The sequence below is a fragment of the Mesorhizobium sp. L103C119B0 genome (assembly GCF_000502235.1).
GTDB lineage: Bacteria > Pseudomonadota > Alphaproteobacteria > Rhizobiales > Rhizobiaceae > Mesorhizobium.
In genome coordinates, this window is the sequence record NZ_AYXE01000036.1 from 1 (window position 1) to 13,578 (window position 13,578).

Consider the following 13,578-nt stretch of genomic DNA (forward strand, 5'->3'; position numbering starts at 1 on the left):
CGCTTCATCAGTCCGTCCTTCGATCAAGGCCCGGACTCTAATCTCAGATGGAGGAAAAACTCAGTGGCAGGTCAACTGGAGTTCGAGTAGCGAAACTCGCAACAAGAGTCGGGGAACATGTTGCCACATCAGGCACGCCGCGCACGTCTAATCCACGGCCTGCCGGCGTGCCAGCGTCCCGAGCAGATCGGCGAGCGCAAGCACAAAGAACTCGGCGATCTGGCGCGGTCAGCTGCCGCGCCGGTCGAAACGCCCGCGTTTGGATGAAGTTGCGCGCACGAGTGCGGACTTCGTCAGTCACTTGCGGCACCAGCGCATCGCGGTGCGGTGTCGGTCAGCTCACTGTCGGCCTGCACGATCCCATCCATGCTCGTCAGTCCCTGGCGTCAACGTGGATCTGCGTCTGCCAGACATATGCGCAGATCTTTCCGTCTTCATCCCGCACAACCGTTTGCCATACCGATGTTTGCCGGCCCAAGTGAAGCGGTCGGCATTCGGCGGTAATTCTCGCCCCAGCGCAGGGGCGCACAAAATTCGTCTTGGATTCGAGCGTCGCCGTTCTCTGCATCGGTCCGAGATTTTGCAACGCCCCCATCGCGCCAAGGCTGTCCGCAAGTGACATAAGTATCCCGCCGTGCACCGCGCCGACAGAATTGATGTGCCGGTTCTCGATGTCGATATGCGCGGTGATGCATTCCGGGGAAACCTCGTCGAGCTCAATCCCAAGAGTCTTCTGAAACCCTCGGGTCGGCATGCTTCTGATATCCTCGTCGCTCCAAGGCCCTGGTACAGTCCGGATGGGATTGAAAGTCGCTTCCTCAGACATTGGCCCTCCCCCTCACGTAGGCGCTCAGCGATCAATTGCCGTGGCAAAACCAACCATAGCTAGCGCGGCGGACGTTCCGGACGCGTCGACCAAAGCTTCACAGCCTTCCGCCGTGCTCTGATCTGAGGGGAAAGGTCGATCGTTCCCTGACGAGGTTGCCGTTGGCCGATCGACAAACAGGAGGAAGGGGTGGCCGGAGGCCGATAGGAATCGGCTGTGGCTCTTGGGAGTCTTGGCCGTGTATGGCGCCTCGGGGACTTCAACTGCGCTCGTGACCGTTAAGCGCTCTACCACCTTTGGCGTCTCAACCATCGGCACGCCCCTGCCCTTTGAGCTCCAGCATCTCGCGGGCCTCGTCCGGTGTTGCGATATCGAAGGACAAAAGGGTCAGGATGTCCCGCATCCGCGCCACCTGCTCCGCATTGGACCGGGCAAGCTTGCCTTTCTCAAGGTAGAGGTTGTCTTCCATCCCCACCCTCACGTTCGAGCCCATGGTTGCCCCCATAGTGCACAGCCGGAACTGATGCTTTCCGGGCGCAAGGACAGACCAGTGATAACCGGAGCCAAACAGCCTGTCGGCGACGTTGCGCATGTGAGTCATGTTGTCAGCATCGAGGCCGATGCCGCCGCTGAACCCGAATACTGTTTGGATGATGAAGGGCGGCGTCAGCAGGCCGATATCGGCGAAGTAGGCGACGTTGTACAAATGCCCCACGTCGTAGCATTCGCATTCGAAGCGTGTGCCGCCAGAACCGACTTCCTTGATTGTCCGTGTGACGATGTCCTCGGTATTCGGATAGACCCGGGACGGCGCTGCGGCGAACAGTTCCTGCTCCCAAGAGTGCTGCCAATGCTCGAACTTTTCTAGAATCCTTTGCCGTCCGTAGGGAGAAATCGATCCCATATTCAGCGAGGCCATCTCCGGTTTAAATCGTAGGGCGGCCGCGATCCTGTCTTCGACGGTCGCCTTTGGCCCACCACTCGTCGTGATGTTGACGATCACGTTGGACTCGCGGCGCACTCGATCGATTGCCGGCGCATACACGTCCGGATCCGGTGTCGGACGGCCATCCTCCGGATTGCGGGCGTGGAAATGGACAATGGCCGCGCCCGCCGCCGCCGCACCGATGGCCTCCTCGGCGATCTGCTCCGGAGTGATCGGTAGATATGGTGACATTGTTGGCGTGTGCGCCGCGCCTGTCACCGCGCACGTGATGATGACTTTGCGTCCAGCGGACATGAGATCGCTCCAGTGGTCTAACTGGATGATCTAATCGGAATGCGATTCGGGGTGCGAGCCGCGAGAGTTATGCCAGGGGGCGAAGATTTATGATCAGGCTCCAATCGCCTAAATCATGACTATCCCGCCGAATACGGAGTTGCGTGTTCGGCCACCAACTCGCCGGTCGGAGGCCAGAATCGCAACCAGATTGGGGGCACCCGTGGCCGCCGCGGGAGGCACGGCGTTCACTATGATGCCTCGGGCTCGAGCCTATGGGTAAGGTTCGTCGACCGGCCGGCCCTGGAGGAAACCTTGGAGACTCGAATCCACGGCATTGGCTCGATCATGTCGTGCTCCAGATCAGCCTGGGTCGCGCCATGCCGGTCATGGCCAGCCCGGGCCGACTCTTGCGCTCGACCGACGTACACGGCGGCCCACAGCATCACTCGTTGAATCTTAGACGTTCCTATGTCTAGCGCCCGCGTGCGCCTTTTGGCGTGGTTGCAAATTGTCGCTTGAAGGCGGTGCAGAAATTTGAGGCGTGAGCGTAGCCGACCTCGTAGGCGACCCGTTTGAGGGGGGTATCGGCGCCCTCCAGTAGCAATCTCGCCCGCTTCATTCTGCGCTCGGTGATATATTGGGCGTAACTGATACCCGTTTCTTTGCGCAACTCATCCGACAGGTCCTGGGTGGACACGCCGAGTGTGGTGGCGAGCTCCGCCAGAGAGGGCGGGTTGTTCAGGTTTGCGTCGACCATGGTCTTGACGTGTTCGACGCGATTCAAGGCCAGGTCGGAACGGGACAGGAGTTCGCCATCGGACAGGAGCGTGCTTAGGCTGAGGCAGAGCAGCTCTTGGGACTTGATGGAGATATGGCTTTTGGAGAGCAATGGATGAATGCTGGGGTTCAGCAACTGCTCGGCCGCCGACATAAGCGCATACGGGAGTGGTCGTGAATACCAGAATGCCTCGGCCTTATCACCGTCAAGGCCTGAAAAATTCGGAAAGCAAATCGGATAAAAACCGAACAGCGAGGACAGTCTATCTGGCCAAACGCCGACGGACAGCGACAACTCGTTGGCGCCGCGGGTCCAGACACTTCGCTTGTTAAGTCCCCGCGGCTGGTAAAAAACGGCGAGCGTCGGCGTAGTCAACTCATGCTGATGCGCGCTACCAAGCTCGATCCGTCGCGATCCGGACAGGTGGAGCAGAAACACCATGCGCCCAAGGCCTAGTTCGTCGTCGTGAAATTCGTCCTTGGCCTGCAGCTTGCGGATTGTCAGACAGGGCTTCTCATAGTCAAAATAGCCGACCACCTGACCCAGGGCGTGCTCCACGGGAGGCAGGAGGCGGTAGGTGCCGGTCGCTTCTCTTCCGTCGGCACGCTCGATGCGGAAACGGCTTCCGTCGTTCAGGCGGCGAACAAATTCATCCGTGTTGATCAAGTGCTGGCCTCATCGGATGACCACGGAACGCGTACGACGGCCGCCGACTGGTTGAGGAGGGTCGATGAAAATATCGCTCCGTCCCGTTATTCTAGTTGCGATACTTCTACGGCTAAAGTGTGGGAGCGTCAACAAGGACCGCATATGCATTGTACTGGATGACAGACGGCGGGCCCCTGCCGCTCGCCGAACATAGCCGAAGAGGGAAAGCGTCTCCCCTTCTTGTCAACACGACAATGTTTTTTTCATACCGTGCGAGCGGCGCCCATGGTAAACTTTTTGCCGCCTGCGGATGCTCCCAGCGTCGGACGGCGCGGAGCCATTCTACTTGCAAGCTGCCGACGCGGCGTGGATTGGCCGAGCTGGGAACGTTGACCGTTGGCAAGCGTACTTATCAGGGTGCGATCGACGGGAAACATCATATGCACGGAAGGACGCCGGTCTTGGAACGAGGCGACGGCAAGCATGCCCGGCCAGTGTGTTACGACGCAAAGGCTTCGGAGCCCAAATCGTATCCCCCCGCAAAATGATACGTCACGGCGCATAACAGTTCTTGCCTTCCCTGACTCTTCGTTTCCCTGGATTGTAGCCGTCAGAACAAAACCAAGGGGAGTGTCCCGATGCCTAACCGACGTCATTTTATCAAAAGCGCCGCAGGATTGGCGCTCATGTCATCAGCATCCAGCCTTTGGGCTTCGCGCGCGGCGGCCGCCTCGGTTGACGAACTGGTTGCGGCCGCCAAAGCGGCCGGACAGACGAAGGTGGTCGTCGCTATCGGCGGTGGCGTCTACCTCGATACCCTAAAGGAATTGTTCTTCAATCCCTTCACCGCCGAGACCGGCATTGAGACGGCCTTTGTCAGCGGCAGTTATTCGGAGCGAATAGCAAGTCTGCGCGCCATGAGCGAAACGAACACGATGCAGTGGGACATCGTTGCGACGACCAATGATTCCGTGCGGTCGCCGGAGCTCGTGAATTATACCGAAGACTTGGGAGATTGTTCGGAGTTGTCCAACGTTGTGTCCGAGGGGATCGACGGGTCATGTCTTGGGAACGCGGTTCTCTTCGACGCAGCGGGCTCGGTCCTCGCGTACGACGAAAGCGCGTTTCCGAACGGCGGCATGAAGAGCTGGGCCGATTTCTGGGACGTCAAGGCGTTCCCAGGGCCCCGAGCGCTCCCAAACTACGGCAGCCCTTGGTACGTGCTGAGCGCCGCATTGCTCGCGGACGGCGTCGAGCCAAAGGACGTCTATCCACTCGGCCTCGACCGCGCGTTCAAGAAGCTCGACGAGCTCAGGCCAAACATCGTCGCTTGGTGGACCAGCGGTGACCAGAGCCAGCAACTGTTCCGGACGAAGGAAGTGGTTGCAACAATGGTCTGGAATGGACGTGCCGTAAAGCTGCGCGAGGAAGGCTTTCCGATCTCCATCGTGTGGAACGGCGCGATGTTTGACGCGACCGCACTCGCCGTCACCAAGGGCGCGCCACATGCGATCGCAGCCAAAGCGCTGCTGAACTACCTCTACACGCGTCCGGAGGCGCACGCCGAACACGCCAAACGGCTGAACTATGCGCCGCCCAACAAACATCTCGGCGAATTCTTGGACGACGATTTCGAGTCGACGCTCGTGACGGCGCATCTGCCCACAACCGTGAAGGCGGATCCGGCCTGGCTGGCGGAAAATCGACAGAAGCTCATTGAGCGCTGGACTGTGTGGATCAGCGGATAAACTCACAAATCGCGATGGCGGGAGCGCTTTTGCTCCCGCCCAACTCGCCTTGCTGAACTGGGCATTGCTGCCGCCGAGCAATTCGCAGGCCGGTATGGAACTCGGCAATCGAATGTGCGGTACCGAAGAAAGAAATAGGCGCCTAGGATTTACATCATGCACAAGAAGACCGTCGACACCCTGATCGTGAATGGGGACATTTTCACTGGAGACAGGGATCAGCCGCACTACCGACCCGGCGCGATTGCCATTAAGGATAGCGTCATTGTAGGCGTTGGTCCGGAGTCCGAAATATTGTCCTCTTACGAGAGTACTCAGAAGATAGATGCTCGGGGAGCTTTGGTGCATCCCGGATTCATCGAGACGCACCTGCATATGACGGCCATGGCGTATCACGGCGCTCCTTTTTCACCTCAGAATACCGCCGCAACAAAGGTGAATTATTCCACGCTGAAGAGTGCAACCAACCCGACAATTACCGCTGCGTATACTGCCGCAGCTGCATGTTCGATGTTGCAACGTGGATTTACGCTGTTCTTCGAAGCCGGCACGGTTTTTGAGACGGATGCTTTCGCCGAATCGATGACCAAGTGCGGAGTCCGCGCGATGGTCTCGGCCCCATTCGCTTGGGACGACTTGTCGACTTATGAAGAACTCTGGCCTCATATGATGCCCGATGCATTAAAAAAGCGCGCTCCCGCTGATGCCCGCCGGGTCATTGAGCAATGGAAGCGCGAGATTGCCCGAAACAAGGACGAAAACGCTCTCGTACGCGGATATGTCGGACTTTACGGAGAAGCTACAGCCACGGACGACCTCACGCGAGAAGCCGTGAAGCTGGCTGCCGAATCAAAAGCCATTTTTTGGCAGCACCAGTCATTCAATGCCGAGTTCGATGTCGAAGAAAAGAAAAAGTGGGGCGATACCGGTGCTGTACGTATGGACAGGCTAGGTGCTCTGAATCCCAACACCACGCTGGCGCATATGAACGTCCTAGATGAAAAGGATATCGAGCTCATTCTACTAAAGAAGCCCGGTCTGTCGTGGTGTCCCAACAATGCGTTAGGTTATCGAATAACGCCGCCGAACAAATGCTGGTTTCCGTATCTCTACAAAAACGGGGTAAGTGTATCGCTGGGCGTCGATACAACCGTTATCCATCCGATCGGAATTGCTGGGCTTCTCAGTCTTTATCTTTCCGCGTCGTTCGGGGAGCGGCTAAACGACGCTGACCCCTTCTACATGCAAACGATCGACGCGGCGAATAATGTGGGCCTCGGCGACAGGCTTGGCAGTCTAACAGTCGGCAAGCGCGCGGACGTGGTGATAAGGGAGGTTCGCGACATCACCCACCTGTCCTGGCGTGACGATACCGGAATCTTGTTGTCGCTATCCTCATCCATGATCCCTGTCGACACTGTCATAATCGACGGCAAGACTGTGATGGAAAAGGGCCGCCTCACCACAATGGATCAGGATGCGATCCTCGCCGAGGCGGTGCGCCAGCGCGATCTTTTGGCAGCCAGTCTGTCTAACTGAGCGCTCAGATCGACTATAGTCAAAGAACTCAGCACTAGTGGGAGCGCCGAAACGGTCCATGTCCAAAGTTTTTGATGCCATCGTAATTGGGGCCGGCAATAACGGTCTCGCCTGCAGCTGCTATCTGGCGAAAGCCGGGCTGAAAGTGCTGGTGCTTGAGCGTCGCCATGTCGTTGGTGGCGCGGCCTTGTCCGAGGAGATTATTCCCGGCTTCACCTTCTCCGTTTTCTCTTATGTCGCCGCCCAGCTTCATCCTAAGGTGGTCTCCGACCTCGAACTCAAGAAATATGGACTTCGATCCTTCAAGGCAGACTATCGCATGTTCCGCCCCGTGGACCAAAAGCGCTCAATGATGGTAGGGGGCGACACTAAACAGATGCAAGCGGTCTTGGCCCGGTTTTCCAAGGCCGATGCCGCGCGGTACCCGGAATTCCGCAAGTATCTGTCGGGCGTCTCGGAATTTGTTCACGACCTCAAGCTGCAGACGCCAATTGACATCGTTGCCACTTCGTTGAGTTCCCGGCTGAAGACGGCGAACTTCCTGTGGGGCCACCGTAATGTAGGTGGCGATTTTTATAAACTCATAGATCTATTCACACAGAGTTCGGATGAATATCTGAGCCGTTGGTTCGAAAGCAGTGAAGTGAAGGCCGCGTTCGCGTTTGCGGTGGGCGGCAGCCTGATCGGCCCCAAGACTCCCGGATCCGCTTGGCTTGCGTTGCACGGCGGAAGCACGGGCCGCGCAGAGGAAGATGCGATCAGCGGCCAGATCGTCGGTGGAATGGGGTCCATCACCAAGGCGATGGCTCAATGCGCGCAGGATCATAGCGTCGAGATTCGCCTCAATAGCGATGTCACGCAGATACAGACGCGCAACGGCCGAGTGCATTCCGTCGTAACAAGTCGCGGAGATGAGTACACCGCCCGAACTGTTGTGGGGAATGTGAACGCCAAACTACTGTTCGGAAAGCTCGTCGCGGCAACTGACCTTCCAAGTGAATTCGCCTCGGACATCGCGCAGTTCAAGACGAACGGGGCCGCGTTCAAGTTGAATATTGCATGTGAGAAAGCTCCGCAGTTCTCGTCTTTCAACAAACACGACGCCGGCATGGACAGCCCGCCGATTGTCCAGATCGCTCCCGACATGGGATATCTCGAACAGGCCTATGAAGAGGCAAAACCCGGTTGGTATTCTTCGCGACCGTCCATGATCATGACGATCCCAACCGTCCTCGAACCTAGCCTGGCCCCGAAAGGAAAGCATATTGTTCAAATCTATGGCGGACATACATCATATGAATTGACGAACGGCTCTTGGGGACAGGAGCGCCCGAGATTCCTCAAGTCTGTGCTCGATACCATCGACCACTTCGCACCCGGGTTTTCCGACGGTGTGATCGATACGCAGCTCCNTTCATGCGGCCCGTGCCTCACTATTCGGACTATCGATCGCCGATCAGAGGACTCTATCAATGCGGAGCGTCGTGCTATCCCGGAGGTGGCGTCTCCGGCGTGCCCGGCCACAACGCGGCGCGGGAAATCCTGAAGGATCTTGGGAGACGTCCGGCGCGCGCGGCATAAAATACTGATTGTGCTTGCCCTGAGCATCGCCGGGCAAGTCCTTAAAGGAAGCGATCACCGTCTATCGCCCTGAAGGCCCACTTACTTGTACGCGACAACCACGAGGCGCGGGCCATAGGGTGTGAACTCTCCGCCTTCCTGCCCATAGGCTTCAACAGTCTCGAACCCAACGTTTCGTAACATGCGAACATATTCAGAAAACCCATAATGTCTGACAGAAAGACGCGTTCGTCTAACGCATCCATTGCGGACGACGATCCTCTCGGAATTTCGACGATCCGTTAACGCGTCGTATTCAATTATATCGATTCGTAGGTCGTCGTTACGCTGCACGACCTCGCAGGTAGGCGACTTGTCGCGTAGCAAAGCGAAGCGATTGAGTTGATCGATTAGCAGACGCCCACCCTTACGGAGTGAAGAAGCGGCTTCACGAACAACTCTCTCATTGTCCGCTTCATCGAAATAGCCAAACGTCGTGTACCACAGAAGAGCCGCGTCAAAGCGTTCTCTCCAGGGAAGTGAACGTATATCGCCAAGAACATACTCAACATCTACCTGCCGTTCGGCCGCATCTGCTTCGGCTTTTCTTAAGACGATCGGCGAGATATCGAGTCCGGTTACCCGGGCTCCTTTTTCCGCCAATCGGTTGGTAATCCTCCCATAACCGCATCCGAGTTCAAGAACTGAGCTGCCTTGCCTCAGTGAAAGAAGCTCCCAAATTGCTCCTACTTCACGGTCGCTTTTCTCCGGCGGATTGACCAAACCGCTAAAATGCAAGTAATCTTCGCTGAAATACGTTTCAAGCTCGGACAAAGAAATGGGGGCGCTGACCTGGTGTTTCATGTGCTTTTCCATGATCATTCGCTGATGATCTCGACTGTTGAACATAATTATTTCACGTATTGAGAGTATAAGTGCGCATTTTATTTATCTCTCCTTCACTTATCAATCTTCGAGTAAAAATAACATTGCCAATGCCCTGTCGTATTGGCCTCTGCTTGGTTTCGTAGTAGCGCCCATGGAAGCTGCCATCCCGCAAGGATAATGGTTCGTTGAGCTGAGTTCGCAGCCGCGGATTGAAGAAGTATTCTTTAACTTGTCGCTATAGTCCCACATGGCCCTTCTCCTTCTCTCGGGCGATCAGCCGCAGGACCGCAGGCGCACTTCTCCCGCGCGTTGGGATTGTCGAAGACAAAGCCGGAGGATCCGAGCCCCGTGACGAAATCGACGGTTCATGCCGGCGACATGGGGTTGGGAGCCTACGTCCACGAACACCTTGACCCCGTCTTTCTCGACGATCGCATCGCCCTCGCGCGAGACGCTCTCCAGGCCCATTAGGTAATTTGAAGCGCAGCCGCCGGCCGTGGCCATGATGCGAAGCCTTTCCGCCGGCTCGCAGGCGCGGGAAAGAGCGGTCTTGACGGCGGCAACAGCGTTGTCGGTGAGCGTGATCATGGACGATTTCTCCTCGGTCTGTGACGCGTTTGCGGATGACGAGGCACGTCTCGTGCCAAAGGAAAAAATTACGTCAAAACAATGGGGTCGCGCCAACATCGTGAGATCCTAGTCCGACATTCGTCGGACATGCGACATCGCGGAACGCGCTGCAATGATGACTTGGATTCCGCTTCCCCGCGGAGGAAACCTGTCCGCCATTCGCGGGGCTGTCGGGCAATCGTAACCTCGTCGCGGTTGTCGAGTCTGCGACACGGTGGTGGTCATCGGCGTCACTCCCCGCGGCACGCTGTAAGTCATTGGCCAACACGTAAAAAAATCCTCTGAGGCTATTTTCGCGTAGTTGGCACGACTTTTGAAGGTACTTCGTCGCGACGCGGCGGAAGCGTACCAAGCGATATTCATCCCGCAGGTGGTATCGCGGGAACAAAGAAACAAAGCAGCATGTCACGCCGGCGTCAGATATCCGCATTCCGAAAAGACGGTTGTGTCCTCGGACCTCCCCCGTGATCACAATGCCATTTTGTTTCGACGAATATAAAACCTTAGAGAAACTGAAATGAAGACCAAATTGGTGATTAGCCGACACGGGGCTCGTGGCATTCTCACTGGCCCGACAGTGCCCCCCGCGATGGCGCAAGACCGCGAGGTCGCCTCAGGTTCCAGCGGCAGCGTCTATGACAAGATCATCCGTCAGTACTGGCTCGCCCCTTCGAAAACGCAACCGACCTCAAGGTGTCGTGGTCCCGACCGGCAACTCCGCCGAAATCGGCGCCAAGTGCCGGCTCCGCGTGTCGTGATTCCCGCGATCATCCAGCCGAGATGGTCTGGAACGTGGGAGTGTGACCTTACCGCGCACGTGTACCGGCAGCTCGTCATATGTGGGCCCGGCGGGCCGGCTTTTGGGCCGTCGGAGGTGGAAGCCAAGTTCCTCACTCTGACAAGCCCCATTATCNGTCTGAAGGAAGCTCTCCTCGAACTGGAGTCTCTTTCCGTCCGCGACGCACTTAAATCATGCGCCGTGGCGTGAGCGTCGCGCATAGGTGCGGGCGGCTGAAGAGGCCGCCCTCCGCTTTCCGAAACCAACAACAAATCAGGAATAAGCAGCAAGATGTCCATACAGAGCACGCAGCCTAAAACCGTTCAAAAGGAGTCTTCCGGCGGGGCCTTCTACGCTGGGCGCGGCGTCACCAAAACGCCCATGATCTCGCATGCCAAAGGCATCTTCTTCTGGGATACCGACGGCAAGCGCTATCTCGACGGGTCGTCCGGCGCGGTCGCCGCCAATATCGGCCATGGCAACGAGCGCGTATGCGACGCCATGATTGAACAAGCGAAGCGCTTTAGCTACGTCGTCCGCACGGCGTTCACCAGCGAAGCAACCGAAACGCTATCCAGGATGATCGCGGAGCTTGCGGGCCCGGGATTTGACCAGACTTTTCTTGTCTCCGGCGGTTCGGAGGCCATCGAATCCACCCTCAAACTTGCACGTCAATACGCCGTGGTTACGGGTCAACCGAAGCGCTCGAAGATCCTTGCGCGTATGCCAGGCTATCACGGCTCCACACTCGGCGCCGCTGCGGTCACCGGCGATCCGGATCGGGACCAGATGTTCGGCCCGATTATGCGGGTAATGCCCAAGATCCCGGCACCATTGAGCTATCGCATCCCTGAGGGCTACGACCTCCACTCCTATGCCGACCACTGCGCGGACGAGCTCGAAAGACAGATTCTCGCGGAAGGTGAGGACACGGTACTCGCTTTCATCATGGAACCGGTCGGCGGCGTCGCCACCGGCGCATTGGTCGCACCGAACAGTTACTATCCCAAGATTCGGAAGATTTGCGACCGCTACGGCGTTCTGTTGATCTTCGACGAGGTCATGTGTGGCGCGGGCAGGACCGGAACTTTTCTGGCCGCTCATCACTGGCCCGACGCGCTGCCCGATCTTGTCGCTTGCGCGAAGGGCTTGAGCGCCGGATACACGCCGCTTGGCGCTATGATTGCGCCCAACAGGATCGTCGACAAGGTCGTCGAGTCTGGTGGCTTCTTGCATGGCCACACCTATTCCGGCAATCCCCTTTCCTCGGCGATCGGAGTTGCGGTTCTCAGTGAGTTGGTGAACCAGAATCTGATGGAAAATGCCCAGCGCATGGGCGTCATCCTTCGTCAAAAGCTAAACGCATTGAAGGACAGAAGCACCACTATTGGCAACGTGCGCGGCATAGGGCTTTTGAACGCAGTAGAGATCGTCGAGGACAAGGCTACTAAGGCAATTTTCCCCGCCGCTAAGCAGGCCTCTTACCGCGTCTCAGAGATCGCCCGCGATCTTGGCCTCCATATTTATTCGCGGCGCGCCGCGAGCGGAAAATTCGGAGAATGGTTCATGGCAGCTCCGCCGCTCATCATAACCGAGCCGGAAATCGACCTTTTCATGGAGCTTCTCACAGAGGCGTTCCGGATTTTTGAGAGCGAGATCCGATGACGCCCGCTTGTCTCCATCCTGACCCGACGCAATCCACGTTGGATGCCTTTGATGTGCAAGGCCCCCTACCTCTGCCCTCACAGGCTCGCATTGCCGGGATGACGCCGGACAAGGACCTCTTAGCAGCGGCGACTGCTTGGCGCCGCGACTTTCATCGCTATCCTGAGCTTCTGTTTGACGTCGACCGCACGGCCGCATGCGTTGCCGACCTCCTCCGCAGCTTCGGGTGCGACGAGGTCGCGACCGGCATCGGTCGAAGCGGGGTCGTTGCGGTGATCCGGGGCGGAACCGCACCGGCGAGCCGGACCATCGGCATCCGCGCTGACATGGACGCTCTGCCCATCCTTGAGGCGACCGGATTGCCCTACGCCTCGGCTGCGCACGGACACATGCATGCCTGTGGGCATGACGGGCATATGGCGATCCTGCTTGGCGCCGTGAGGTACCTTGCCGCGACGCGCGCCTTTTCCGGTACTGTGGTCGCGATCTTCCAGCCTGCGGAGGAGGGAGGTGGCGGCGCCAAGGTGATGCTCGAGGACGGCCTCTTCGAACGCTTCGGCATCGAGGAGGTCTACGCACTCCACAATATGCCCGGTATGGAGGTCGGTACATTCGCCCTGTCGGGCGATGTCATGCTCGCCGCATCCGATCGCTTCGATATCAAGATCCTCGGCAAGGGCGGACATGCGGCCCGGCCGCATGAAACCATCGATCCGATCATCGTTGCCAACCACGTGGTCAGCGCACTGCAGACGATCGTCGCAAGGAGCGTCGACCCAAATGACCCGGTCGTGCTCTCGGTCACATCCATCCACGCGGGCGAGGCCTACAACGTCATCCCGTCCGAGGTTGTACTGAAGGGCACCGCCCGCACCTTGTCGGAGACCAGCCGCGATAAGGTAGAAAGCCGCGTCCAGACCATAGCCAACTACATTCCCAAGGCGTTTGGCGCTGAGGTCGAACTCGACTATCGCCGTGGCTACCCGCCGACGGTCAATCATCCTGTCCAGGCCCGCATTCTTGGCGACGCCGCGGCACGCGTTGTTGGAGATGCCGCGGTGCAGCGCGACATGGCACCCATAATGGCCGCGGAAGATTTCTCCTACATGCTGAAGGCCCGCCCGGGCGCTTTCATCTTTATGGGCAACGGCATGACCGCCCCCCTTCATCATCCCGAATATGATTTCAACGACCGCGCTCTGCCCCTCGGCATCGCGCTATGGGTCGAACTGGTGACGAGAGAACAGAACTAAGGCTCNTATGATTTCAACGACCGCGCTCTGCCCCTCGGCATCG

Annotated in this window: 9 protein-coding genes and 1 pseudogene; 5 read left to right on the forward strand and 5 right to left on the reverse strand. The window is 58.0% G+C overall.

Features of this window, described 5'->3' with window-relative positions:
• Positions 1-373 precede the first annotated feature (373 nt).
• The 3 genes from X728_RS137725 to X728_RS137710 form a co-directional block, all read right to left on the reverse strand.
• Positions 374-826 (reverse strand): PaaI family thioesterase, encoded by a 453-nt coding sequence (locus X728_RS137725; protein WP_023833168.1) that lies wholly within the window; start codon positions 824-826, stop codon positions 374-376.
• A gap of 304 nt (positions 827-1,130) precedes the next feature.
• Entirely contained in the window at positions 1,131-2,066 is a 936-nt protein-coding gene (locus X728_RS137720; protein ID WP_023833169.1) for a 3-keto-5-aminohexanoate cleavage protein, read from the reverse strand.
• Positions 2,067-2,520: 454 nt separating this feature from the next.
• Positions 2,521-3,492 carry an AraC family transcriptional regulator gene (locus X728_RS137710; protein ID WP_023833171.1) on the reverse strand — a complete coding sequence of 324 codons (972 nt, stop codon included), beginning with the start codon at positions 3,490-3,492 and terminating at the stop codon, positions 2,521-2,523.
• Between the two features lie 668 nt (positions 3,493-4,160).
• Here X728_RS137710 and X728_RS137705 point away from each other — a divergent pair.
• From X728_RS137705 to X728_RS00810, 3 genes are all read left to right on the forward strand, one after another.
• Positions 4,161-5,222, forward strand: a complete 1,062-nt coding sequence (locus X728_RS137705; RefSeq protein ID WP_023833172.1) for an ABC transporter substrate-binding protein — start codon at positions 4,161-4,163, stop codon at positions 5,220-5,222.
• 156 nt (positions 5,223-5,378) lie between these two features.
• Positions 5,379-6,761 (forward strand): amidohydrolase family protein, encoded by a 1,383-nt coding sequence (locus tag X728_RS137700; RefSeq protein WP_023833173.1) that lies wholly within the window; start codon positions 5,379-5,381, stop codon positions 6,759-6,761.
• 58 nt (positions 6,762-6,819) lie between these two features.
• Positions 6,820-8,307 carry an NAD(P)/FAD-dependent oxidoreductase gene (locus X728_RS00810; RefSeq protein WP_050589981.1) on the forward strand — a complete coding sequence of 496 codons (1,488 nt, stop codon included), beginning with the start codon at positions 6,820-6,822 and terminating at the stop codon, positions 8,305-8,307.
• Positions 8,308-8,423: 116 nt separating this feature from the next.
• Here the strand turns inward: X728_RS00810 and X728_RS137695 are convergent, their stop codons facing one another.
• Together X728_RS137695 and X728_RS00800 are read right to left on the reverse strand one after the other, a co-directional pair.
• Positions 8,424-9,185 (reverse strand): class I SAM-dependent methyltransferase, encoded by a 762-nt coding sequence (locus X728_RS137695; RefSeq protein WP_196815122.1) that lies wholly within the window; start codon positions 9,183-9,185, stop codon positions 8,424-8,426.
• A gap of 248 nt (positions 9,186-9,433) precedes the next feature.
• Positions 9,434-9,797, reverse strand: a pseudogene (locus X728_RS00800) (iron-sulfur cluster assembly accessory protein).
• A gap of 1,111 nt (positions 9,798-10,908) precedes the next feature.
• Between X728_RS00800 and X728_RS137685 the strand changes: the two are divergent.
• The gene (locus X728_RS137685) at positions 10,909-12,282 is read left to right on the forward strand and encodes an aspartate aminotransferase family protein (RefSeq protein WP_031196166.1); all 1,374 of its coding nucleotides are present in this window, start codon (positions 10,909-10,911) and stop codon (positions 12,280-12,282) included.
• 98 nt (positions 12,283-12,380) lie between these two features.
• Complete coding sequence (locus X728_RS137680; RefSeq protein WP_023833179.1) at positions 12,381-13,535, forward strand: M20 aminoacylase family protein; 1,155 nt, start codon at positions 12,381-12,383, stop codon at positions 13,533-13,535.
• Positions 13,536-13,578: the final 43 nt, after the last annotated feature.